The following is a 23,042-nucleotide window of genomic DNA, read 5'->3' as shown; positions in this document are numbered from 1 at the left end:
CTCAGCGCTCCTGCCCGGCACGGGTGGCGGCCTGTTCGGCTGCGCGCCCGCGTGGGCCGTGAAAGTATTCTTGGATCCAGGCGTCGTTGGTCTGCTCGACCTCGGCCAGCGGGCCGGCCACCAGGACCTTTTTCTGCGACAGCACCGCGATGCGGTCGGTAATGGTGTAAAGGGTGTCGAGGTCGTGGGTGATCAGGAACACTGACAGGCCCAGGGCATCGCGCAGGGTCAGGATCAATTGGTCGAACGCGGCGGCGCCGATCGGGTCCAGGCCGGCGGTGGGCTCGTCGAGGAACAGGATGTCCGGGTCCAGGGCCAGGGCGCGGGCCAGCGCTGCACGCTTGATCATGCCGCCTGACAGCGAGGATGGGTACTTGTCGGCGGCCGAGATTGGCAGCCCGGCCAAGGCCAGCTTCACGCCGGCCAGGTGCTCGGCATCGGCGCGAGACAGCCCGGCGTGTTCGATCAACGGCAAGGCCACGTTCTCGGTGACGGTCAACGAAGAGAACAGCGCGCCCTTCTGGAACAGCACGCCGAAGCGCCGTTCCACCAGCGAGCGCTGTTCTTCGCCCAGGCCGGCAAGGTCCTGGTCGAACACCTTGATCAGCCCCTCATTGGGCCGTCGCAGGCCAATGATGCTGCGCAGCAGTACCGATTTGCCGCTGCCCGAACCACCGACCACGGCCAGGATTTCGCCACGGTACAGGTCAAGGTCCAGGTTTTCATGCACAACCTGGCGGCCGAAGCGGTTGCAGATGCCGCGGGCTTCGATCACTTTTTCCCGATCATTCACCAACCCATCTCCATGAAGAACAGGGCGGCCACGGCGTCCAGCACGATGACCACGAAAATCGACTGCACCACCGCCGAGGTGGTGTGTGCGCCCACCGATTCGGCGCTGCCGCTGACCTTGAAGCCTTCGAGGCAGCCGATGGCGGCGATCAGGAAGGCGAAGAACGGCGCCTTGGCCAAGCCCACCAGGAAGTGTTGCACGCCTATATCGGTTTGCAGCAGCGACAGGAACATGGCCGGCGAGATATCCAGCGACAGGGCGCATACCACCGCGCCGCCGACAATGCCGCAGATCATCGCGATGAAGGTGAGCAAGGGCAGCGAAATCAGCAGTGCCAGTACCCGTGGCACCACCAGCAGCTCCATTGGGTTCAGGCCCAGGGTGCGGATGGCGTCGATTTCTTCGTTGGCCTTCATCGAGCCGATCTGCGCGGTGAAGGCGCTGGCAGTGCGGCCGGCCATGAGGATGGCGGTCAGCAGCACGGCGAACTCGCGCAGGAACGAGAACGCCACCAGGTCGACAGTGAAAATGGTCGCACCGAACGCTGCCAGCACCGTGGCACCGAGGAAGGCCACCACCGCGCCTACCAGAAAGGTCAGCAACGCGACGATGGGGGCCGCGTCCAGCCCGGTCTGCTCGATATGTGCCACAACCGGCGTGAGGCGCCAGCGGTGCGGTGTCAGGGCGCGGCGCAGCAGGGTCTCGAGGATGACACCGATGAAGCCGAGCAACTGCATGGAATCCTGCCACAATGTGGCGACAGCGCGGCCGATGCGTTCCAGCAGCAGCATCAGTACGTTGCGCTCGGGCTCCTTGACCGGGATGCAGTAGTCCTGGACCGAGCAGTAGACGTTCTTGAGCAGCGCGCGGCTGGCTTCGGGCAGGTCCTGAGTACAGTGTGACAGGCGCTCGGAGCCGAGCAGCTCGGTCAGCAGCGAGGCCCCGGCGGTGTCCAGGCGGCGCAGCTGGCTGAGGTCTGCGACGGTGTCGGCAGTGAATTGCGCGCGCAGCTGCTCGCTCTCGCGCTTGAGGCTGGCGTAGTGCGCCAGGGTCCAGTCACCGGTTATGCGCAGGCAGGCCGGTTGGCTGCTGGCGTCCAGGGTGGCGCTGGGGGTGGTCATAGGCTCCATGCAATTGACTCGGCGCTAAGGCTTAGGGGCTGATCATAGCGCAGCGGGCCTGGGCTGTTTGGTGATTATGTGCTGTGTGTTGATGCCCTGGGGCGCATAGCGCCCCCGTTTCAATTACTGCGCCGGTGCATCGTCAACCACCTTGAAGCGCAGCACGCCGATCACCTGGCCATCTTCGGTCAGCACCCTCACCTGCCACTTGCCCACCGGGTTTGGCGGGAAGTTCTGTTTGTGGGTCCAGGCGCGGTAGCCTTCCTTGCGCCCCCCGTGGATGTCCAGGGCGATGCGGTCGACCTCTTTGCCGTCCTTTTGCCACACATGGTAGATCCGCTCGTTCAGGCCGCGTGGCGCGTTGATGGCGGTATAGGCGTACAGGCCGCTGCTGCGGATGCGGCTGGCGGCAATTTCGTCCAGCGACTCGCCTGGCTGGCGGTTCAGCACTTCGGTGCTCACCGCCACCTCGGTCATCCACAGGGTTGCCGGCGGTACCCAGGAGCGCAGCAGCCAGCCCCCGGCGCCGACCGACAGGGTGACCAGCACCAGCGCCACGGCGCGGCGCCAGTTGTTGATCGGGAAGCTGCTGGCCAGGCTGGGGAACGACAGCGCCATGGCCGCGATCAAGGCCAGCTTGAAACTTTGCGCGGTGGTGAGGTGCAGGATGATGGGCAGCGCGGTCAGCAGGGCGGCGAACAGCGTGAGGGTGTGCAGCGCCAGGAACAGCCAGCGCCGCGGTGCCAGCCATTTGTAGTACAGCGGATCGATGATCGAAATCAGGCCCGCAGCACCGAGCAAACCGGTGAACACCAGCTGGCCGCTGTTCCAGGTGGTGGTGATGAAGAAGAACGGCAGCACGAAAAACAGCGTTTCCTGGTGGATCATCTGCGTCGCGTAGCGCAGCAACGGCTGCGGGATTTCGCGGTTGAAGGTGCGCGCAAACAGGCCGGTGAGGGTGTTTTCCAGCATCAGCCAGACCCAGCTGACCAGCATGAGCACGGCAACCCAGCTGGCCAGGCCGGCCTGGCGGTCGACCAGGATGAAGCTGCCGATGCCGGAGAGGAAACCGCCGAGCGCGATGATGCCGGGGTAGCGTTTGAGCAGTTCGATGATGCGCTGGACGATATGGGGGATTTGGGGCATGGGGGGCTACAACAGAAAGGATGAGATGGCTGTACGGGCCCTTCGCGGGCATGCCCGCTCCCACAGGGTTCGGCGATAACGCCCGCGAAGGGGCTGGTACTGGCAAAAGGATACCGCTGATTCACCGCTGCCGTGTAGCACCACTCGGCCGCTCAGGTCCTGGCCGGCGCCAGCGCAGCAACCCTGCCGCCAGAATCAGCCCCACAAACAAGGCGACCAGCCCGTAAAGCTCGTCATAGCCAAGCAACGGCTTCTCGATGCGCACATAGCCATCTTCCTTGAGCAGTTCTTTCAGCGCCTGGTTGGCCTGTTCCAGGCTGACCTGGCGCAGCTTGCGCACCGGGTTGGCAAAGCGCCCGTCGGTATAGTCGTTCAGCGCCCCCCAATAGTAGTCGGCCAGGGCGCTGTTGCCTTGGGTGCTCCAGCTTTCCTTGGCCACGCTGGCGTCCTTGATACGGGCGAAGGTGTCCGGGTCGAGGCCTTCCTTGCGCAGATGGTCGAACAGGGCCTGCATCACCTTGACTGCCTTGTCGATGTCATCGCGCTCAAGGTCCGCATTGAGGCTGAGCAGGCCAGTGTCGCCAAAGCTCTCACGCTGCACCGAGGGGCCGTACGACAGCCCGTTGCGCAGACGCAGCTGGTCGTACAGCGCCCAGTCCAGGTAGCGCGACAGCAGGTCGAGGGTAGCTTGGTGGTCGTTGTCCAGCACGGGCTCGATGAACAGCCAGTGCAGCTTCACACTATCGCCCAGCCAGCCGCGGGTCAGGTCGCGCCGCTGCTCCGCCTGGTGGGTGATGCTTTCAAGGTTACGGCGTTCTTCCGGTTCGGTAGCGGGCAGCTCGCCAAAGGTCCGCTCCAGGTAGGCCGGTAGCAGGCGGTCGAGGCCCCCGACCATGATCAGCGTCATGTTGTTGGCCGCGTACCAGCGGTCACGCAAAGCCTGCACCTGCTCCAGGGTCATGTCGTCGATATTGGAGCGCTCCGGGCATTTCAGGCCCAGCTCGGTCGCTAGCTGGGCGCTGGCGGGGTGGCCGATGTCCTGGCGGTCGAGCCAGCGCTGCAGGTGGCCATAGTGGCCGCCATCTTCGCGTTCGATGATGCGCTTGGCGGTGGCCAAGGCCTTGGCATCGATAGGGGTGTCGCGGATGACCGCCAGCAGCAGGTCGAGTACCTTGCGCTGGTTGCGCGCGGGGGCTTCGATCACGAAGGTGGTGTCGGCGCTGCTGGTGTAGGCATTCCACTCGCCGCCCAGCGCTTGCAGGCGTTCTTCCAGGCCGCCCTCGCCTGTTTCGTCGATGCCGCTGAACAGCAGGTGCTCAAGCAGGTGCGGCAGTTCTTTCTGCTCGCAATCGAAGTCGTCCAGGCCCACCCCGACCACCAGGCGGATCGCCACATGGTCACGCTCGTAGCCGTCTTTCAGGATGACCTGCAGGCCGTTGGGCAGCAGGTAGCCCTCAACGCGTGAACGGTCGAGGGCCAATGAGGGCAGGCTGCAGATCAGCAGGCAAACGAACATCAGGCAACGCATGGGCGAGCGAGGGTCCTTTTGTAGGCGGAATCAGGGCAGACGGGCTTCATCCGGTACGCTGTCGAGCATGAGGCCGCCGGTGTCCGAGCCGCCCAGTACCACATAGGCACTGCTGCAGAACAAAGAGTTCAACCGTTTCATGTCGGCAATCAGTTCCAAGTGTAGCGAACTGGTCTCGATACTTTGCACCACCTTACGCTGCAAGCGGCTGACATGGGCGTGCGCCAGGCGCCGTTCCTGGGCGCGGAAACGGCGTTTTTCCCGTAGCAGCAGGCGGGCGCTTTCCGGGTCGGCACTGAGAAACACCGACAGGCCCAGGCGCAGGTTGGCCAGTAATTGCTCCTGCAGGCCGGTCAGCTCCTCCAGGCCTGTCTGGGAAAACTCCCGGCGCTGGCTGGTTTTCTGCTGCTGGACCTTGCGCAGCATGCGCTCGATCAGGTCGCAGGCCAGCTTGAGGTTGATCGCCAGTTCGATGATCTCGGCCCAACGGCGGTTGTCCTGCTCGCTGAGGTCTTCGCGCGACATCTGCGCCAGGTACAGCTTGATGGCGCTGTACAGCGCTTCGGCATCTTCACTCAGGGCGCGCACCTGCTGTGGCAGGGCGGTCTGGGTGCCGCGCAGGGCACCGAGCATGGCTTCGAGCAGGTTGTCGACGATATCGCCCAGGCGCAGGGTTTCGCGGCATGCGTTGGCCAAGGCCAGGCTGGGCGTTTCCAGTGCCGAAGGGTCGAGGTGCCGTGGGCGCCCTTGCCCGTTGCCTGTTTCGCGTTCGGGCAGCAGGGTATTGCACAGCCGGCCCATGAGTTTGACCGTGGGTAGCATGAGCAGGCAGCGCAGCGTGTTGTAGAGCAGGTGGAAGCCGATGACCAGCTCTTGTGGGCTGAAGCTCAGCGAGTCCATCCACGCCACCAACGGGTGCAGCACCGGGATGATCAGCAGCAGGCCGAGCAGCTTGTACAGCAGGCTGCCCAAAGCCACCCGGCGCCCGGCGGTGTTCTGCATGCTGGTGCTGATGAAGGCCAGCAAGCCACTACCGATGTTGGCGCCGACCACCAGGCCGATGGCCACCGGCAGGCTGATGAGCTCGGCGCCGGCCAGTGTCGCGGTGAGCAGCACGGCAGCCAGGCTGGAATAGGAAATCATGGCGAACATAGCGCCGACCAAGGCGTCCAGCATGATGTCGCCGGTCAGTGAGGCAAACAGCACTTTCACACCCTGGGCATGGGTGATCGGCGCAGCTGCCTGCACAATCAGCTCCAGTGCCAGAATGATCAGGCCCAGCCCGATCCCTACCCGGCCTAGCTGGCCAGCCCGTGTCTGCTTGCGCGAGAGGAAGAAAATAACCCCCAGAAAGATCAGCAGCGGCGACAGCCAAGACAGGTCGAAGGTCAGCACCCTGGCCATCAGCGCGGTACCCACATCCGCACCCAGCATGATCGCCAGGGCCGGGGTCATGGCCATCAGGCCCTGGCCGACAAAGGACGTGACCAGCATGGCCGTGGCGTTGCTGCTTTGCACCATGGCAGTGACCAGAATGCCGGCGATGAATGCCAGCGGGCGCTTGTCCATGTTCTGGCTGATGATGCGTCGCAGGTTCGAGCCGAATACCCGAAGGATGCCGGTACGCACGATATGGGTGCCCCAGACCAGAAGCGTCACGGCCGAAAGCAGGTTGAGCAGGGTCAGCATGGCGAAGGCCCCCTGTTGCACTGGCCCAGCGGGCCAAGAAAAGAATCGTGAGCGTTTGAAGAATTTTCAGTGCTCACTCAAAGCTTTAGTTGTTTTGCGCAGCTGTCGCCAGCTTCGCATGGCAGTCATTTATTTGAAACAGAGCTCACATGAATGATTGCCTGTGCAGGCCCTCTTCAGGAAGGTGGGTATGCAAAAGGGCCCCGAAGGGCCCTTTTGTGTCCTGCACTTCCTGGTTTTATTGACCTGGAATGTCTTTGCGCAGTTTCACCGGGTCATGCTCTGTGCCTTTCTTGCGGGCCGAGGCGGTGCGCATGCGGATGTTGATAGCTTCCACTGCCAGCGAGAATGCCATGGCGAAGTAGACGTAGCCCTTTGGTACGTGCACCTCGAAAGCCTCGGCGATCAGCACGGTACCGACCACGATCAGGAACGACAGTGCGAGCATCTTCAGCGACGGGTGTTTGTCGATGAAATTGCTGATGGCACCGGCGCAGAGCATCATCACCAGCACGGCTACGACGATGGCGGCGATCATCACCGGCACGTGAGATACCATGCCCACTGCGGTGATTACCGAGTCCAGCGAGAACACGATGTCGATGATGGCGATCTGGATGATGGTATAGAAAAACTTGCCACCCGCGCCTTTGGGCTCATCCGGGCTTTCATCTTCGCCTTCCAGGCCGTGGTAGATCTCTTGCGAGCTCTTCCATAGCAGGAACAGGCCACCGAAGAACAGGATCAGGTCCCGCCCGGAGATGCCCTGGCCGAATACCACGAACAGGTCGGCAGTTAGGCGCATGACCCAGGTAATCGACAGCAGCAGCATGATACGGGTGACCATGGCCAGGGCCAGGCCGAAGATCCGGGTGCGCGGCTGCATGTGCTTGGGCATGCGGCTGACCAGGATCGAGATCATGATGATGTTGTCGATCCCGAGGACGATCTCAAGCGCGGTGAGGGTAAAAAAGGCAACCCAGATTTCCGGGCTGGTCAGCCATTCCATGTAATTTCCTTCGAGCGGTAATGGCAACGCGCCCCGGTCAGGGCGCGTCGCGTAGGTGATACGTATTTATTAAAGACTACTGAACAGCGGGAAAATCCCCATCAGCAGTGCGGCGAGCATTATGCACAGGCATACCAGCACTGCCCACTTGAGCGTGAAGCGCTGATGATCGCCGAACTCGATACCGGCCAGGGCCACCAGCAGGTAGGTGGAGGGTACCAGTGGGCTGAGCAGGTGTACCGGTTGCCCGACGATCGACGCACGGGCCATTTCCACCGGGGTAATGCCGTAGTGGCTGGCGGCTTCGGCCAGCACGGGCAATACGCCGTAGTAGAAGGCATCGTTGGACATGAAGAAGGTGAACGGCATGCTCACGATCGCGGTGATTACCGCCAGGTAGGGGCCCAGCGCTTCGGGGATGACCGCCAGCAGGCTTTTGGACATGGCGTCGACCATGCCGGTACCCGACAGGATGCCGGTGAAGATGCCGGCGGCGAAGATCAGGCCGGTCACGGCCAGCACGCTGCCGGCGTGGGCGGCGATGCGGTCCTTCTGCTGCTGCAGGCACGGGTAGTTGACGATCATGGCGATGCTGAAGGCGATCATGAACAGCACGGGCAGCGGCAGTAAGCCGGCGATCAGCGCGACCATCAGGGCGGCGGTCAGGGCACCGTTGAAGTACAGCAGCTTGGGCCGGCGTGCTTCCGGGAATTGCGAAACGGTGATTTCGCTGTGGTCGATGTCGTCGGTCGGCAGGTGCAGTTCGCCCAGGCGGGCACGTTCACGCTTGCCGTACATGTACGCAATGGCCAGGATCGCCACCACGCCGAACAACATGGCCGGGATCATCGGCACGAAGATGTCAGACGGGTCGACGTGCAGGGCACTGGCGGCACGTGCAGTCGGGCCACCCCAAGGGGTCATGTTCATCACCCCGCCGGCGAGAATGATCAGGCCGGCCATGATCCGCGGGCTCATGCCCAGGCGGCTGTACATCGGCAGCATGGCGGCGCAGCAGATCATGTAGGTGGTGGCGCCGTCACCGTCGAGGGAGACCACCAGGGCCAGCACGGCAGTGCCGACAGAAACCTTGAGCGGGTCGCCCTTGACCAGCTTGAGGATCTTGCGCACGGCCGGGTCGAACAGGCCGGAGTCGATCATCAGGGCGAAGTAGAGGATGGCGAACATCAGCATGACGCCAGTAGGTGCGAGCTTGCTGATGCCTTCGAGCATCATGGGGCCGATCTTGGCGGAGAAACCGCCGAACAGGGCGAACAGGATCGGTACCAGGATCAGCGCGATCAAGGCCGACAGGCGCTTGGTCATGATCAGGTACATGAAGGTGATGACCATGGCAAAGCCGAGGAAGGTCAGCATGGCAATACTCCAGGCGTGGCGCGGCGAAAAGAAAGGCGATTCGGGCGGATCAGCGCGTCAGGCGCTGCGCAGGGAGCATGCGGAGGGGGACTGCAGGAAGGCGGGTACAGGAATACATCAGAATCACCATTGTTGTTGTTGATTGGGCCGGGCGCGGTGTTTACCGGGTGCCCTGGCTGACCGGTCTTGTGCCGGTAGTGGGGGCTATCCTATGAGGGCAAGCTTTCAGCCAGCTTTCGCTGAGGCAAAGGCGACGAGAGGTAGGTGATGCAGAATGTGACCGAAGGAGGCTGCCATTGCGGCGCCTTACGTTACCGGTTGGAGGATGACCTGACAGACATTGCCCACTGCCACTGTACGATTTGCCGACGGGTAAGCGGCGGGCTGGTGGTGACCTGGGTCACCCTACCCCGTTCGGGGTTTGTGTGGCTGGCGGGTGAACCGAACTGCTATGTGGCGCCGGCCAGTTGCAGCCGGTACTTCTGCGGGCATTGTGGGGCGCACGTGGCGCTGGTGACCACGCACAGCCCTGAGACGGTTGATGTGACGGTGGCGACCCTGGATCACCCGGAGCGGGTGCGGGCCAACCGGCATATCTGGGTGGGCAGCCGGTTGGCCTGGCTGCATCTGGATGAGGATTTGCCTTCGGAGGCGCAGGAGAGCCTTTAGGCTTTGTACTGCCTGTGCTGGCCTCTTCGCGGGTAAACCCGCTCCCACAGGCTACGCATTCCCCTGTAGGAGCGGGTTCACCCGCGAAGAGGTCGGCACCGGCAACATCACAATTGCAGGCCACCGGCAGCTTTGTGCAGCGCCCGCAAATGCTCACCGATCTGCTTCACATTGGCCTCGACCGCGGCAATTTCCTTGGCCCGCGATGGCTCCAGCAGTGCCCTCACCTCTTTGTCCAGGCTGGTGCTCAAGCGCAGCAGCTGCGCCTGGCGTTCGCTGCTCACCTGCTCGAGGTGCTTGCGCTCTTCAGGTTGTGGCAGCCCGTAGCCCTTGGCATCGAGCAACTCTGCCGGGCGGCTGAGGAAACCGCTGTTGGCGAGCATCTGCTTGAGAGTCGCGTCAGCCTTGTTGATGCTGCCATCTTTCAGCGCCGCAGCATTCAGGTAGCGCTGCTTGACCTCGTCCTGGGCCAGCAGCAGCTGCCGACGCAAGCTGGCCTGTTCCAGCAGCAGCAACGCTGCGCTGGTGCGCAGGTCGGCCTTGGCGAACCAGGGGCGGCGTTGTTCGGCATCCAGGGCTAGCCAGTCTTCAACCAGGGCCTGCTTGATCGGTAACTGTTTCTTCAGCACCTCGAACATGGCCTGGTAGCGGTTGCGGTAGGAGTCGAAGCGATAGCCCAGGCGTAATGCCTCGCGCGGGTCGTCGAGCACGCTGGTGTCGGCCAGCCCCCTGCCCTTGAGTACGGCCAGCAAGCCGTTGGGCATGATGCTGTCGAGGTCGTTCAGGCGTGGGTTGGCGGTGCCGCTGCGCAGCAGTTTCAATGACTCCACCGCACAGTTGTTGGACAGGAACCAATAGTTGCCGTCATAGCTCCAGTGCATCTCGGCGGCCTGACGCACCAGGTTCTCGACTTCATCGCGGCTGAGCTTCAGGGGTACCGAGGCCAGGCTACGCAGTTCGGTCTTGGTGTATTCGTCGATCACCTGGCCCAGCGGCAGTACGAACAATCGTGAGGGGTACACACCGACCAGGCCGTCCCAGCTGGACAGCTGCACGTCGTTGACGAAGGCGCGGTACGACAGCACCAGGCTCTGGTCGAGGTCCAGGCGGCAGTCTGGACCGCGTGGGCGGCCGGGCTTGCAGATCACCAGGCGCAGCATGCTGTGGCCCCAGCGGCTGACCAGGTTCTGGTTGGCTTCGGCCAGCAGGTAATCCACTTCATACACTCGCTCGGGGTCGATTTCACCCAGCGGCTGGCGGGCGAAGTCGCTGCCCGCGTTGATGAACGGCAGGCCCTTGGCGCAGGTGTCCTGTTGGGGTGCCCAGCCGAAGTGCTCGCGCAGGTACTGGTTCAGCGCCGGGCGGCGGCAGCCGTAGCTCGGGTCGAGGAGGAAGTACTCCATGTTGACCGCGATGTACTCCTTGGGGCTGCTCAGCTCATAACTGTCGGGCTGCGCACGAACTGGCCATTGTGCTGTTCGCGCTCGCCGCGTCGGCCCACGTACTGCTGCCAGCCGGCCAGGTCGAGCAAGCGCGGGTCGTCGCTGAGGGTGAAGCGGCGCTCGGCCTGGCCGCGGCATTCTTCGGGCAGGCCAATCTTGCCCAGCGTGCCTTGCTGGCGCTTGCAGCGGGCAATCAGCGAATTTTCGGCACCGGGCCACAGGCGCGCGCGGTCGTAGATATGGGTGAGCTCGTGCAACACGGTGGCCAGCAGTTCTTCACGTACTGTGCCGTGGGGGCGGTTGGTGCGCTCGGTGGCTGCGCTGCCGTCAGTGAGGCTGGGCAGCAAGCGACGGTTGAGCTCAAGGGTGGACACCAGCGATGCCTGGCCGTAGGCATCGGCCGGCATGGTGTCGCTCCAGCTGACCCGCACGCGGCGGTCCAGCTGCTGCTTGAAGCGAGGGGGCAGCTTGCCCATGGCCTCGTCAAGCAGGGCCTGGGTGGCTTGGGTTTGTTGTGGGTCAAGGCCGGATGCCTGCAGCTGGAGCTGCAGGTCGGCCAATGCGGGCGTACCGAGCAGCGTCAGGGCGCAGCCGAGCAGCCAGGTACGCATGCGGTTCACAGTGCGAGGATGGCTTCGGCCAGTACCTGGTCGCTGGCGCCGCGTGCTTCTGGCACACGCTCGCGCAGGGTGCTGAAGGCGGCTTCAAGCTGGACACCGCGAATGTCGCCATTGCTGGCGACGAAGCTGGCGGCGTCATCGTGGGCTTCGCGTACCACTTTGGAGTCGCGAATTGAGGTGGTGGTGTCTGAGGTGAAGTCGATCGAGCGGCCAAAGGCACGCACGATGATGTTGCTGGTGGCCACCAAGGTCTGTGCATGGGCCAGGTCGGCCAGTAGCAGCATGCCGAGGGTAGCGGCAATCAGCGGTTTACGCATGGAGCATCTCCGAAAAAATACAGGGAGTCAGATGTAGCTATTGGACGAGAATCGCCTGCGCCAGTTCCAGATCGCCGACGGCGTGCTGTGAACAATTGTGGCGTAATGATTCCAGCGCGGCCTCCAGCCGCACACCGCGGATCTGGCCGTCACTGGCAACGAAGGCGGCAGCATCGTCGCGTGCCTGGCGGACCAGTTTGCGATCAAACGGTGCGCTGGTGACCTGGCTGGTGACATAGCCAGTGATGACCAGGCTTTGCGTGGTGGTATCCATGGCATGGGCACTGGCCATACCTGCAACGGAGAACAGCAGCGGCAACAGATAACGCATGGGCTCTACAACGGCTGGGAACGTGGGCGACAAAGGCGGGTGCAGCTGTGCGTGTTGTAACCCGCACAGCTGAACGGCTCAGTCGGGGTCAGAGCGCCAGGATGGCCTGGGCCAGTTGCGCGTCGCTTGCTTGCAGGGCCGGCATCTGCGAGCGGATGTGCAGGAAAGCGCTTTCCAGCTTGGCACCGCGGATGTCGCCCTGGCTGCCAACGAAGCTGGCGGCGTCGTCACGGGCGGCCTGGACAATCTTGTCGTCACGGAACGATGAGGAGATATCGGAAGTGGCATCGGTGGACGCGGCCACTGCGCCAACGACGGCATCGGTGGTGACAACGAAGCTGGTGGCGTGTGCGGTGCCGGCCAGGCTCAGCATCAGGGCGGCGCCAATCAGGTGTTTACGGGACATGATGGTGGACTCCTGGACTAGGATCGAGTGGTTCTGCTTATCGGACGCTCACACAGCTCGTCGCGGTACGTTTAACAGCGGGTTTCAACAGACTGTTAAGCCAAGCGTATCACGCGCCGTTGTTTGTGGAGGTTAATGAACGGCACGCCAATTAACTGTACCTGTGTGTTTTTGGTCTATTTCAAACTGTACTGGTAAGCCTACGAGCGGCTCTAGCGTGCGGCCTGGAAATAAAAAACCCGTCGCAGTTACCTGCAACGGGTTTGGGAATTAGCGGTGCCGGCCGAAGCCGGCAAGCCGGTGCTTAGCGCCAGAAAGGCTTGCTCAGCTCTTCGTAACGCTGCGACTCGCTGATGCCGGCGTCGGCCAGCAGACGGCTGTCCAGGCGAGCCAGTTGACGGCGGCTGGCCATGCGGCGCTGCCACAGCAGCAGGGTGGACAGTGCGCGCAGCGGCATCGAGGTGTTGGATTGCTGGGCGTTGCTTTCAAAAACCAGACCGGAACTGAGGGTACGTTCCATGATGCTTCATCCTTCCGCTTATGGCGGGATTAGGTAGTGATTTAACTGATGCCAATGATCCTCCTCTGCTGTCCATAACAGTAGATACAGTTATGCAGTAAGACGATGGCTCAGTTAACTGTGTAACCCTACTGTTGCACTCGAAAATGGCGCAACTGTACTGGTCTGCACGAATATGGTGCGTTTTAAAGTCGTGATAGGGTTTTGAACGGGAGGGATCGGCAGAAAACCGGTACAGTAGAACAGTTTATGTCGCTTTAGACGGCCGAACTGTGTAGCACAGTCTTGTAGGAGCGGTCTTGTGTCGCGATAGGGCCGCAGAGCGGCCCCAGTATTGCGATGTCAAAGCTGAGTTAGAAGGGGGCTGCTGTACACCCCATCGCGACACAAGGCCGCGCCTGCATCAACTAGCCAGCATGCGCCCGGTTTCTTCCAGGTTCTCATGCCAGCTCAGCGCTTCACGCAGGATGTGCGGGGTATGGCCGCCGCGCTGGCAGGCGCGATCGAAGTAGTCGTTCAGCGCAGCGCGGTAGTCTGGGTGCACACAGTTGTCGATGATCGCCCGTGCCCGCTCGCGTGGCGCCAGGCCACGCAGGTCGGCCAGGCCTTGCTCGGTCACCAGGATGTCCACGTCATGCTCGGTGTGGTCGACATGGCTTACCATCGGCACGACGCTGGAAATCGCGCCGCCCTTGGCAATCGACTTGGTGACGAATACGGCCAGGTGGGCGTTGCGGGCGAAGTCGCCCGAGCCGCCAATGCCGTTCATCATCCGGGTGCCGCACACGTGGGTGGAGTTGACGTTGCCGTAGATATCGAACTCCAGTGCGGTGTTGATACCAATGATGCCTAAGCGACGTACCACTTCCGGGTGGTTGGAGATTTCTTGCGGGCGCAGCACCAGCTTGTCCTTGTACCGCTCCAGGTTGCCGAACACGTCGGCATTGCGGCGGCCGGACAAGGTGATCGAGCTGCCCGACGCGAAGCTCAGCTTGCCAGCGTCGATCAGGTCGAAGGTGGAGTCCTGCAGTACTTCGGAGTACATGGTCAGGTCTTCGAACGGCGACTCGATCAGGCCGCACATCACCGCGTTGGCGATGCTGCCGATACCGGCTTGCAGCGGGCCGAGCTTGTTGGTCATGCGGCCAGCTTCAACTTCTTGCTTGAGGAAGTTGATCAGGTGGTCGGCGATGCCCTGGGTTTCGTTGTCCGGCGGCAGTACGGTGGACGGCGAGTCTGGCTGGTCGCTGATGACAATGCCGACAATCTTGGCCGGGTCGATCGGGATGGCGGTGCTGCCGATGCGGTCGTCGACCTTGACCAGCGGGATTGGCGTGCGGGTCGGGCGGTAGGTCGGGATATAGATGTCGTGCAGGCCTTCGAGGTTGGGGTTGTGCGAGAGGTTGATCTCGACAATCACCTGCTTGGCAAAGATCGCGAAGCTGGCCGAGTTGCCCACCGAAGTGGTTGGCACGATGTGGCCTTGCTCGGTGATGGCCACCGCTTCGATGACGGCGATGTCCGGCAGCTTAAGCTGCTGGTTGCGCAGTTGTTCGACGGTTTCCGACAGGTGCTGGTCGATGAACATCACCTGGCCGTCGTTGATGGCCTTGCGCAGGGTGCTGTCGACCTGGAACGGCATGCGGCGAGCCAGCACGCCGGCCTCGGTCAGTTGCTTGTCCAGGTCGTTGCCCAGGCTGGCGCCGGTCATCAGGCTGATTTTCAGTGGCGACTGCTTGGCACGTTCGGCCAGTGCATGCGGTACGGCCTTGGCTTCGCCGGCGCGGGTGAAACCGCTCATGCCGACAGTCATGCCGTCCTCGATCAGACCAGCGGCATCAGCCGCACTCATTACCTTGCTGTGCAGGGAGGACAAGCGGATACGATCACGGTACATGGATTGTTATCTCGGGCTACTGAAACTACTGCAGCGCAGTCTAGAGATTTAGCCCATTGCCGTCCCACGACCATGGTCGTATGAGAAGCCTTGAAGTAGAGCCGTTGATCCGGATCAATAAAAGGAAAGCCCCGGCAGAATCTGACCGGGGCTTCCTTTATATCAATTGGTTTGCAGCGGCGGTTTTCACTCCACCGCCTTCACCATGTCCTCGATGACTTTCTTGGCGTCACCGAACACCATCATGGTCTTGTCCAGGTAGAACAGTTCGTTGTCCAGGCCGGCATAGCCGCTGGCCATGGAGCGCTTGTTGACGATGATGGTCTTGGCCTTGAACGCTTCGAGGATCGGCATGCCGGCGATTGGCGATTTGGGGTCGTTCTTCGCCGCCGGGTTGACCACGTCGTTGGCGCCCAGTACCAGCACCACGTCGGCCTGGCCAAACTCGGCGTTGATGTCGTCCATCTCGAACACCTGATCGTACGGTACTTCGGCCTCGGCCAGCAGTACGTTCATGTGCCCGGGCATGCGGCCCGCCACCGGGTGGATTGCATACTTCACGGTGACGCCGTTGTGGGTCAGCTTCTCGGTCAGCTCCTTCAGCGCGTGCTGGGCACGGGCCACCGCCAGGCCGTAACCCGGGACGATGATCACGCTGTCGGCGTTGCTGAGCAGGAAGGTGGCATCGTCGGCCGAACCGGACTTCACCGGGCGCTGCTCTTTCGAGCCTTGAGCGGCGCCGGCGTCGGTATCGCCGCCAAAGCCACCGAGGATGACGTTGAAGAACGAGCGGTTCATTGCCTTGCACATGATGTACGAGAGAATGGCACCGGACGAACCCACAAGCGAGCCTGCAATGATCAGCATCGAGTTGTTCAGCGAGAAGCCGATACCGGCGGCTGCCCAGCCCGAATAGCTGTTGAGCATCGACACCACCACCGGCATGTCGGCGCCGCCGATCGGGATGATGATCAGCACGCCCATGACGAAGGCCAGGGCCAGCATCAGGGTGAAGGCGCTGTAATGACCGGTGAAGGTAAACAGCAGGCCCAAGGCGATGGTGGTCAGGCCGAGGATCAGGTTCAGTTTGTGCTGGCCGGGGAACTGTACCGGTGCGCCCTGGAACAGGCGGAACTTGTACTTGCCCGACAGCTTGCCGAAGGCGATCACCGAACCGGAGAAGGTGATTGCACCGATGGCTGCGCCGAGGAACAGCTCCAGGCGGTTACCGGTGGGGATCGGGTCGGTGATTGCGGCAACGATGCCCATCGACTGCGGCTCCAGCACGGCGGCGATGGCGATGAACACCGCAGCCAGGCCGATCATGCTGTGCATGAAGGCGACCAGTTCCGGCATCTTGGTCATCTCGACGCGCTTGGCCATGATCGAACCGGCGGTACCACCGACCAGCAGGCCGACGATGACGTAGCCAATACCCGCAGTAGCCAGCTCGGCGCCCAGCTTATAGATGAGGCCAACCGTGGTCAGCATGGCGATGCCCATGCCGATCATGCCGAACAGGTTGCCGCGACGCGACGTGGTCGGGTGCGACAGGCCCTTGAGCGCCTGGATGAAGCATACCGAAGCGACCAGGTACAGAAGTGTTACCAGATTCATGCTCATGCTTACTTCTGCCCCTCGTTCTTGGCTTTCTTCTTGAACATCTCAAGCATGCGGCGGGTGACCAGGAAGCCACCAAACACATTGACCGCAGCCAGGGCCACGGCCAGGGTGCCCATCAGCTTGCCGGCGGGGGTCACGGTGAGGGCGGCGGCCAGCATGGCGCCGACGATAACGATGGCAGAGATGGCGTTGGTCACGGCCATCAGCGGCGTGTGCAGCGCTGGGGTGACGTTCCACACCACGTGGTAGCCCACATAGATGGCCAGCACGAAGATGATCAGGTTGTAGATGCCATGGGAAATCAGCATGTCTTCCATTGTCGTGCTCCTTAGCCGTTCTTGCGGACAACTTGACCATCACGGCACATGAGGCAGGCCGCGACGATGTCGTCTTCGAGGTTGATGACCAGCGCGCCGTCTTTGTCGAACAGCAGCTTCATGAAGTCCAGCAGGTTGCGCGCATACAGCGCCGAGGCATCGGCACCCAGCTGAGCTGGCAGGTTGGTCGGGCCGACGATGGTCACGCCGTTCTCCCGTACTACCTGGTCAGCAACGGTGAGCGGGCAGTTGCCACCCTGGGCTGCAGCGAGGTCGATGACCACCGAACCGGGTTTCATCTGCGCGACGGTTTCGGCACTGAGCAGGGTCGGTGCCTTGCGGCCGGGGATCAGTGCGGTGGTGATGACGATATCCGCTTGCCTGGCGCGCTCGTGCACGGCCTGGGCCTGGCGTTGCATCCAGCTGGCTGGCATGGGGCGGGCGTAACCGCCAACGCCTTCAGCGCACTCGCGTTCCTCATCGGTCTCGTAAGGCACGTCGATGAACTTGGCACCCAGCGACTCGATCTGCTCCTTCACTGCCGGGCGCACGTCGGATGCTTCGATCACCGCACCCAGGCGCTTGGCGGTGGCGATGGCCTGCAGGCCGGCAACACCCGCCCCCAGGATGAGTACCCGCGCGGCCTTCACGGTACCGGCGGCGGTCATCAGCATGGGCATGAAGCGTGGGTAGTGATGGGCAGCCAGCAACACCGCCTTGTAACCGGCGATGTTGGCCTGTGACGACAGCACGTCCAGGCTCTGCGCCCGCGAGGTGCGGGGTGCGGCTTCCAGGGCGAAAGCGGTGATGCCGCGTTCGGCCATCTTGCCGATCAGTTCACTGTTGAAGGGGTTGAGCATGCCCGCCAGGAGGCTGCCACTGTTGATCAGGGCCAGCTCCTGGTCGTTGGGCGCGACCACTTTGAGTACCAATTGGGCGCCGTAGGCATCGGCTGCGCTCCCAAGGGAAGCGCCCACGGCCTCATAGGCACTGTCCGGAATGCTGGCGTTGAGCCCTGCCCCCCGTTGGACGGTGACCTGATGGCCCTGGCCAATCAGTTTCTTGATGGTTTCCGGGGTCGCAGCGACCCTTGTCTCACCGGTCTGCGTCTCGAGAGGAACACCAATGTGCACGACTATTTCTCCTGCGGTGACCTTTTGTCTTTGTATGAGCCAGCGCACTTCGGATGGTGCGCTGGGGCGGCTGTGGAGCGCCGACCCGCCGAATCCCGGGCGGGCGAAGCATTTTGCAGACGAACCCGGGGGCCTTCAACCGGTTATGGAGCGAAACGAAGTTAAAACTACAAGTCACCCTGTGACCGCTTGTCGCAGCGGTAAGGTTGCAGCCCGTCAAACATGGGCTATTGGGAGATTAGGAGAAAAAATAAAAAATATTTTGGCCAATACGCTTACGGCACGGTAGATGTCGCAAAATCACCCGCAAAGCCGCGTGGTTAGCAGGGTTAAAGAGTATTTTCAGGCAGGCATAACAGTTTATGCCTATGCGACAAATACTTATATCTGTAGGTGTTTAAAATAATTGACTACAGAGTCAATTTGTCGCACTTGGTCAAGTTGCTGAGGTGTAGGCCTGGGCCTGGCTAACCAGCCAGTCGCGGAAGGCGCGCAGCGAGGCCGACTCTACCTTGCGCTCCGGAATCATCAGATAGTAGGCCTTGTCGCTGATCAGGGCATGCCTGTTAGCGACCACCAGCCTACCCTCCCCCAGCTCACGCTGGATCAGGAACGGCGGAATCAGCGCGATCCCCATTTCATGTATGGCCGCCTGGGCGAGCATCGAGAATAGTTCATAACGCGGGCCTGTCATGTCGCGTTCCACATTCATCCCCAAACTGCCGAACCACTGCCGCCAGGCGTAGGGGCGCGTACTTTGCTGCAGCAATGGCAGTTGGGCGATGCGCTGTGCTTCAAGCATGCCCTGCCCGGCCAGCAGTGCCGGGCTGCAGACCGGTACCGGGTTCTCTCCCATCAGCCGGTGCGACTGGGTGCCGGACCAGTCGGCATCACCGAAATAGATAGCGGCATCGAAGGGGGTGTCGGCGAACAGGAATGGCCGGGTGCGGTTGGTGAGATTGACCGTGACCTCCGGATGGCGTTGCTGGAAGTCTTTGAGGCGCGGAAGCAGCCATTGAGTACCAAAGGTAGGCACTACGGCCAGTTCGATCACGCTGGCGCCCTGCTGGCCCATCACCGAAAGGGTATCGCGCTCTACGGCGTCCAGTTGGGCGGCAACCTGGCGGCTGTAGGAAAGCCCGGCCTCGGTGAGCTTCACGCCGCGGCGCGAACGGCGGAACAGTTCCACATTGAGGAAGGCCTCGAGGCCGCCAATCTGCCGACAAACGGCGCCCTGGGTCAGCGCGAGTTCCTGCGCAGCCTTGGTAAAGCTCTCGTGGCGCGCCGCCGCCTCGAAGCAAACCAGGGCGGCGGTGCTGGGGATCTTGCGGCGCATGTACGTCAACCTCACTCGTAAGGCTGTTTATAAGGTGTTTTACCGATTTACGAAGTGACAAATTATCACTAATTGGTGCGCAATCCTCGTTTGTCCCGGCGGCCGATCAGGCCTAGGCTCAAAGGCACAAGAAACTGCCCCCTATTTCGAGGATTTCGCTCATGGCCGGTAAAGCAAGCTTCCACTGGATCGACCCGCTGCTGCTGGATCAGCAGCTCACTGAAGAAGAGCGCATGGTGCGTGACAGCGCTTATCAGTTCGCCCAGGACAAGCTGGCCCCGCGTGTGCTCGAGGCCTTCCGCCACGAGCAGACCGACCCGGCGATCTTCCGCGAGATGGGGGAAATTGGCCTGCTGGGTGCCACCATTCCCGAGCAATACGGCGGCAGCGGGCTGAACTACGTGTGCTATGGCCTGATCGCCCGTGAGGTTGAGCGTATCGATTCAGGTTATCGCTCGATGATGAGCGTGCAGTCGTCGCTGGTGATGGTGCCGATCAACGAGTTTGGTACCGAGGCACAAAAGCAGAAGTACCTGCCCAAGCTGGCCAGTGGCGAATGGATCGGGTGTTTCGGCCTGACCGAGCCTAACCATGGCTCCGACCCTGGCTCGATGATCACCCGTGCCAGGAAGGTCGACGGCGGTTACCGCCTGACCGGCAGCAAGATGTGGATCACCAACAGCCCCATCGCTGATGTATTCGTGGTCTGGGCCAAGGACGATGCGGGGGATATCCGCGGCTTTGTCCTGGAAAAAGGCTGGCAGGGCCTCAGCGCCCCGGCAATCCATGGCAAGGTCGGCCTGCGGGCCTCGATCACCGGTGAAGTGGTCATGGACAATGTGTTCGTGCCAGAAGAGAACATCTTCCCGGATGTGCGCGGCCTCAAAGGTCCGTTCACCTGCCTCAACTCCGCCCGCTATGGCATCTCGTGGGGGGCGCTGGGTGCGGCCGAAGCCTGCTGGCACACCGCGCGTCAGTACACCCTGGACCGTCAGCAGTTCGGCCGCCCTCTGGCTGCCAACCAGCTGATCCAGAAGAAGCTGGCCGACATGCAGACCGAAATCACCCTCGCACTGCAAGGCTGCCTGCGCCTGGGGCGTATGAAGGATGAAGGTACAGCTGCTGTGGAAATTACCTCGATCATGAAGCGCAACTCCTGCGGCAAGGCGCTTGATATCGCCCGCATGGCGCGCGACATGCTGGGTGGCAACGGCATCTCCGATGAGTTTGGCGTGGCCCGTCACCTGGTAAACCTGGAGGTGGTCAACACCTATGAAGGTACTCACGACGTGCATGCTCTGATCCTGGGGCGTGCGCAGACCGGTATCCAGGCCTTCTATTAATAAGGAGCCAGCCCATGGGCGCGCTATCACATCTGCGGGTGCTGGACCTTTCGCGCGTGTTGGCCGGCCCATGGTCTGGCCAGATTCTCGCTGACCTGGGCGCTGACGTTATAAAGGTGGAGCGCCCGGGCAGTGGTGACGATACCCGCGCGTGGGGGCCGCCCTTCCTCAAGGATGCCGAGGGTGAAAACACCAGCGAGGCGGCTTACTACCTGTCGGCCAACCGTAACAAGCGGTCGGTGACCATCGACTTCACCCGGCCTGAAGGGCAGCGCCTGGTGCGTGAGTTGGCGGCGAAGTCCGATATTGTCATCGAGAACTTCAAGGTGGGTGGTTTGGCGGCCTACGGGCTGGACTACCAGAGCCTGAAGGCGATCAACCCGCAGCTTATCTATTGCTCCATTACCGGTTTTGGCCAGACCGGGCCGTATGCCAAGCGTGCGGGTTATGACTTCATGATCCAGGGGCTGGGTGGGCTGATGAGCCTGACCGGCCGCCCGGAGGGTGAGGAAGGCGCCGGGCCGGTCAAGGTGGGTGTGGCGCTTACCGACATCCTTACCGGGCTGTACTCCACGGTGGCCATGCTTGCCGCCCTTGCCCATCGGGAGCAGACTGGGGTGGGCCAGCATGTCGACATGGCGTTGCTCGATGTACAGGTAGCCTGCCTGGCGAACCAGGCCATGAATTACCTGACCACGGGCAACCCGCCTCGGCGCCTGGGCAATGCGCACCCTAATATCGTGCCTTACCAGGATTTCCCGACGGCGGATGGCGACTTCATTCTTACCGTGGGCAACGACAGCCAGTTCCGCAAGTTTGCAGAAGTGGCCGGGCAGCCACAATGGGCGGACGATCCGCGCTTCCTTACTAATAAGCAGCGGGTGGCCAACCGGGCCGAGCTGATTCCGCTGATTCGCCAGGCCACGGTGTTCAAGACGACAGCCGAATGGGTTGGCCAGTTGGAGGCTGCGGGGGTGCCGTGTGGGCCTATCAATGACCTGGCGCAGATGTTCCAGGACCCGCAGGTGCTGGCGCGTGGGTTGGCGGTGAACATTCCGCATCCATTGGCGGGTAGCGTGCCGCAGGTAGCCAGCCCTATACGGTTGTCGGAGACGCCGGTGGAGTATCGGCGGGCGCCGCCGCTGCTGGGTGAGCACACCGAGGTGGTGCTGGGGGAAGTGCTGGGGCTGGAGGCAGGTGAGGTGCAGCGCTTGCGCGAGGCCGGCGTGCTCTAGAAACAGCTGGTGCTCTATAAAAGCAGGGAGGCCGCCAGGCCTCCCTGCTTTGCTTTTAGCCGATATTAAGGTTTCTTGAAATTAAAGGTTGACGAGGTTTTGAATCCCCTTATAATGCGCCCCACTTCCAGCGACATCGGAACGACAAACTCCTTGAGATTCAATGAGTTAAGTAGTTAAGGTGGTGCTGAAAGGGCTACGATCAACTGATCGCAAGCGGTTGAAACGGTGGTTGACAGCGCTTCTAAACGCTGTATGATTCACCTCCCGCTACGAGAGATCGCAGCGAGTTAAGTGTTTGAAGCTAAACGAGTTTCTCGCAAAAAACTTCAAAATAAACGCTTGACAGGCTCTGAGGAAAGCGTAGAATGCGCGCCTCGGTTGAGACGAAAAGCTCTTAACCAAACGCTCTTTAACAAATCGAATCAAGCAATTCGTGTGGGTGCTTGTGAGTACGGACTGATAGTCAAAAAGATTATCAGCATCACAAGTGACCATGCGAGAAATCACATAGTCATTTGAGATTGCTGAGCCAAGTTTAGGGTTTCTTAAAAACCCAAGCAGTATTGAACTGAAGAGTTTGATCATGGCTCAGATTGAACGCTGGCGGCAGGCCTAACACATGCAAGTCGAGCGGATGAGAAGAGCTTGCTCTTCGATTCAGCGGCGGACGGGTGAGTAATGCCTAGGAATCTGCCTGGTAGTGGGGGACAACGTTTCGAAAGGAACGCTAATACCGCATACGTCCTACGGGAGAAAGCAGGGGACCTTCGGGCCTTGCGCTATCAGATGAGCCTAGGTCGGATTAGCTAGTTGGTGAGGTAATGGCTCACCAAGGCGACGATCCGTAACTGGTCTGAGAGGATGATCAGTCACACTGGAACTGAGACACGGTCCAGACTCCTACGGGAGGCAGCAGTGGGGAATATTGGACAATGGGCGAAAGCCTGATCCAGCCATGCCGCGTGTGTGAAGAAGGTCTTCGGATTGTAAAGCACTTTAAGTTGGGAGGAAGGGCATTAACCTAATACGTTAGTGTTTTGACGTTACCGACAGAATAAGCACCGGCTAACTCTGTGCCAGCAGCCGCGGTAATACAGAGGGTGCAAGCGTTAATCGGAATTACTGGGCGTAAAGCGCGCGTAGGTGGTTTGTTAAGTTGAATGTGAAAGCCCCGGGCTCAACCTGGG

19 protein-coding genes, 1 rRNA gene and 1 pseudogene (1 of these 21 only partly in view) are annotated in these 23,042 nt (G+C 61.6%); 4 read left to right on the top strand and 17 right to left on the bottom strand.

Features of this window, described 5'->3' with window-relative positions:
- Position 1: 1 nt before the first annotated feature.
- From N805_RS21810 to N805_RS21780, 7 genes are all read right to left on the bottom strand, one after another.
- On the bottom strand, positions 2 to 793 hold the full coding sequence (locus N805_RS21810; protein ID WP_019473455.1) for an ABC transporter ATP-binding protein: 792 nt from the start codon (positions 791 to 793) through the stop codon (positions 2 to 4).
- Positions 790 to 1,923 carry an ABC transporter permease gene (locus N805_RS21805; protein WP_019473454.1) on the bottom strand — a complete coding sequence of 378 codons (1,134 nt, stop codon included), beginning with the start codon at positions 1,921 to 1,923 and terminating at the stop codon, positions 790 to 792. The genes N805_RS21810 and N805_RS21805 overlap by 4 nt, the downstream gene beginning before the upstream one ends.
- Positions 1,924 to 2,037: 114 nt before the next feature.
- Positions 2,038 to 3,060 (bottom strand): DUF5924 family protein, encoded by a 1,023-nt coding sequence (locus tag N805_RS21800; RefSeq protein ID WP_019473453.1) that lies wholly within the window; start codon positions 3,058 to 3,060, stop codon positions 2,038 to 2,040.
- Positions 3,061 to 3,181: 121 nt separating this feature from the next.
- Positions 3,182 to 4,588, bottom strand: coding sequence for a M16 family metallopeptidase (locus N805_RS21795; RefSeq protein WP_019473452.1), 1,407 nt, complete (start codon positions 4,586 to 4,588; stop codon positions 3,182 to 3,184).
- Between the two features lie 30 nt (positions 4,589 to 4,618).
- Positions 4,619 to 6,277, bottom strand: a complete 1,659-nt coding sequence (locus N805_RS21790) for a Na/Pi cotransporter family protein (protein WP_019473451.1) — start codon at positions 6,275 to 6,277, stop codon at positions 4,619 to 4,621.
- 238 nt (positions 6,278 to 6,515) lie between these two features.
- A complete protein-coding gene (locus N805_RS21785; RefSeq protein WP_019473450.1) occupies positions 6,516 to 7,286 on the bottom strand; it encodes a TerC family protein in 771 nt (256 codons plus the stop codon).
- 69 nt (positions 7,287 to 7,355) lie between these two features.
- Entirely contained in the window at positions 7,356 to 8,663 is a 1,308-nt protein-coding gene (locus tag N805_RS21780; protein ID WP_019473449.1) for a CitMHS family transporter, read from the bottom strand.
- Between the two features lie 267 nt (positions 8,664 to 8,930).
- On the opposite strand from N805_RS21780, the gene N805_RS21775 reads away from it, so the two are divergent.
- Complete coding sequence (locus N805_RS21775) at positions 8,931 to 9,332, top strand: GFA family protein (RefSeq protein WP_019473448.1); 402 nt, start codon at positions 8,931 to 8,933, stop codon at positions 9,330 to 9,332.
- 107 nt (positions 9,333 to 9,439) lie between these two features.
- Here the strand turns inward: N805_RS21775 and N805_RS21770 are convergent.
- From N805_RS21770 to N805_RS21725, 10 genes and pseudogenes are all read right to left on the bottom strand, one after another.
- Positions 9,440 to 11,394, bottom strand: a pseudogene (locus N805_RS21770) (DUF4105 domain-containing protein).
- A complete protein-coding gene (locus N805_RS21765; protein ID WP_019473446.1) occupies positions 11,391 to 11,711 on the bottom strand; it encodes a DUF2388 domain-containing protein in 321 nt (106 codons plus the stop codon). The pseudogene N805_RS21770 and the gene N805_RS21765 overlap by 4 nt, the downstream one beginning before the upstream one ends.
- A gap of 37 nt (positions 11,712 to 11,748) precedes the next feature.
- Complete coding sequence (locus N805_RS21760; protein WP_019473445.1) at positions 11,749 to 12,042, bottom strand: DUF2388 domain-containing protein; 294 nt, start codon at positions 12,040 to 12,042, stop codon at positions 11,749 to 11,751.
- Between the two features lie 88 nt (positions 12,043 to 12,130).
- Positions 12,131 to 12,448: a DUF2388 domain-containing protein gene (locus N805_RS21755; protein WP_019473444.1), complete on the bottom strand. Its 318-nt coding sequence runs from the start codon at positions 12,446 to 12,448 to the stop codon at positions 12,131 to 12,133.
- Positions 12,449 to 12,752: 304 nt separating this feature from the next.
- Entirely contained in the window at positions 12,753 to 12,968 is a 216-nt protein-coding gene (locus N805_RS21750; RefSeq protein ID WP_016484305.1) for a DUF1127 domain-containing protein, read from the bottom strand.
- Between the two features lie 403 nt (positions 12,969 to 13,371).
- Complete coding sequence (locus N805_RS21745) at positions 13,372 to 14,865, bottom strand: acetyl-CoA hydrolase/transferase family protein (RefSeq protein ID WP_019473443.1); 1,494 nt, start codon at positions 14,863 to 14,865, stop codon at positions 13,372 to 13,374.
- Positions 14,866 to 15,051: 186 nt separating this feature from the next.
- A complete protein-coding gene (locus N805_RS21740) occupies positions 15,052 to 16,488 on the bottom strand; it encodes an NAD(P)(+) transhydrogenase (Re/Si-specific) subunit beta (protein ID WP_016484307.1) in 1,437 nt (478 codons plus the stop codon).
- Between the two features lie 2 nt (positions 16,489 to 16,490).
- Complete coding sequence (locus N805_RS21735) at positions 16,491 to 16,805, bottom strand: NAD(P) transhydrogenase subunit alpha (RefSeq protein ID WP_016484308.1); 315 nt, start codon at positions 16,803 to 16,805, stop codon at positions 16,491 to 16,493.
- A gap of 11 nt (positions 16,806 to 16,816) precedes the next feature.
- Positions 16,817 to 17,938: a Re/Si-specific NAD(P)(+) transhydrogenase subunit alpha gene (locus tag N805_RS21730; RefSeq protein ID WP_019473442.1), complete on the bottom strand. Its 1,122-nt coding sequence runs from the start codon at positions 17,936 to 17,938 to the stop codon at positions 16,817 to 16,819.
- A 436-nt stretch (positions 17,939 to 18,374) separates the two neighbouring features.
- Complete coding sequence (locus N805_RS21725; protein ID WP_026034664.1) at positions 18,375 to 19,274, bottom strand: LysR family transcriptional regulator; 900 nt, start codon at positions 19,272 to 19,274, stop codon at positions 18,375 to 18,377.
- A gap of 161 nt (positions 19,275 to 19,435) precedes the next feature.
- Here N805_RS21725 and N805_RS21720 point away from each other — a divergent pair, with 161 nt between their 5' ends.
- From N805_RS21720 to N805_RS21710, 3 genes are all read left to right on the top strand, one after another.
- On the top strand, positions 19,436 to 20,617 hold the full coding sequence (locus N805_RS21720) for an acyl-CoA dehydrogenase (protein WP_016497451.1): 1,182 nt from the start codon (positions 19,436 to 19,438) through the stop codon (positions 20,615 to 20,617).
- Between the two features lie 14 nt (positions 20,618 to 20,631).
- Positions 20,632 to 21,852, top strand: a complete 1,221-nt coding sequence (locus N805_RS21715; RefSeq protein WP_019473441.1) for a CaiB/BaiF CoA transferase family protein — start codon at positions 20,632 to 20,634, stop codon at positions 21,850 to 21,852.
- 568 nt (positions 21,853 to 22,420) lie between these two features.
- A 16S ribosomal RNA gene (locus N805_RS21710) occupies positions 22,421 to 23,042 on the top strand; it runs 915 nt beyond the window's last position.

It is taken from the genome of Pseudomonas putida S13.1.2 (assembly GCF_000498395.2).
GTDB lineage: Bacteria > Pseudomonadota > Gammaproteobacteria > Pseudomonadales > Pseudomonadaceae > Aquipseudomonas > Aquipseudomonas putida_Q.
This window is presented reverse-complemented; position numbering and strand designations above follow the sequence as displayed.

What these genes read in the sequence shown, in the direction of transcription:
- N805_RS21795 (WP_019473452.1), bottom strand. Translation starts at nt 4,588, where the DNA reads ATGCGTTGCCTGATGTTCGTTTGCCTGCTGATCTGCAGCCTGCCCTCA.
- N805_RS21725 (WP_026034664.1), bottom strand. Translation starts at nt 19,274, where the DNA reads ATGCGCCGCAAGATCCCCAGCACCGCCGCCCTGGTTTGCTTCGAGGCG.
- N805_RS21740 (WP_016484307.1), bottom strand. Translation starts at nt 16,488, where the DNA reads ATGAGCATGAATCTGGTAACACTTCTGTACCTGGTCGCTTCGGTATGC.
- N805_RS21790 (WP_019473451.1), bottom strand. Translation starts at nt 6,277, where the DNA reads ATGCTGACCCTGCTCAACCTGCTTTCGGCCGTGACGCTTCTGGTCTGG.
- N805_RS21780 (WP_019473449.1), bottom strand. Translation starts at nt 8,663, where the DNA reads ATGCTGACCTTCCTCGGCTTTGCCATGGTCATCACCTTCATGTACCTG.
- N805_RS21800 (WP_019473453.1), bottom strand. Translation starts at nt 3,060, where the DNA reads ATGCCCCAAATCCCCCATATCGTCCAGCGCATCATCGAACTGCTCAAA.
- N805_RS21735 (WP_016484308.1), bottom strand. Translation starts at nt 16,805, where the DNA reads ATGGAAGACATGCTGATTTCCCATGGCATCTACAACCTGATCATCTTC.
- N805_RS21765 (WP_019473446.1), bottom strand. Translation starts at nt 11,711, where the DNA reads ATGCGTAAACCGCTGATTGCCGCTACCCTCGGCATGCTGCTACTGGCC.
- N805_RS21775 (WP_019473448.1), top strand. Translation starts at nt 8,931, where the DNA reads ATGCAGAATGTGACCGAAGGAGGCTGCCATTGCGGCGCCTTACGTTAC.
- N805_RS21720 (WP_016497451.1), top strand. Translation starts at nt 19,436, where the DNA reads ATGGCCGGTAAAGCAAGCTTCCACTGGATCGACCCGCTGCTGCTGGAT.
- N805_RS21755 (WP_019473444.1), bottom strand. Translation starts at nt 12,448, where the DNA reads ATGTCCCGTAAACACCTGATTGGCGCCGCCCTGATGCTGAGCCTGGCC.
- N805_RS21785 (WP_019473450.1), bottom strand. Translation starts at nt 7,286, where the DNA reads ATGGAATGGCTGACCAGCCCGGAAATCTGGGTTGCCTTTTTTACCCTC.
- N805_RS21750 (WP_016484305.1), bottom strand. Translation starts at nt 12,968, where the DNA reads ATGGAACGTACCCTCAGTTCCGGTCTGGTTTTTGAAAGCAACGCCCAG.
- N805_RS21715 (WP_019473441.1), top strand. Translation starts at nt 20,632, where the DNA reads ATGGGCGCGCTATCACATCTGCGGGTGCTGGACCTTTCGCGCGTGTTG.
- N805_RS21805 (WP_019473454.1), bottom strand. Translation starts at nt 1,923, where the DNA reads ATGGAGCCTATGACCACCCCCAGCGCCACCCTGGACGCCAGCAGCCAA.
- N805_RS21760 (WP_019473445.1), bottom strand. Translation starts at nt 12,042, where the DNA reads ATGCGTTATCTGTTGCCGCTGCTGTTCTCCGTTGCAGGTATGGCCAGT.
- N805_RS21745 (WP_019473443.1), bottom strand. Translation starts at nt 14,865, where the DNA reads ATGTACCGTGATCGTATCCGCTTGTCCTCCCTGCACAGCAAGGTAATG.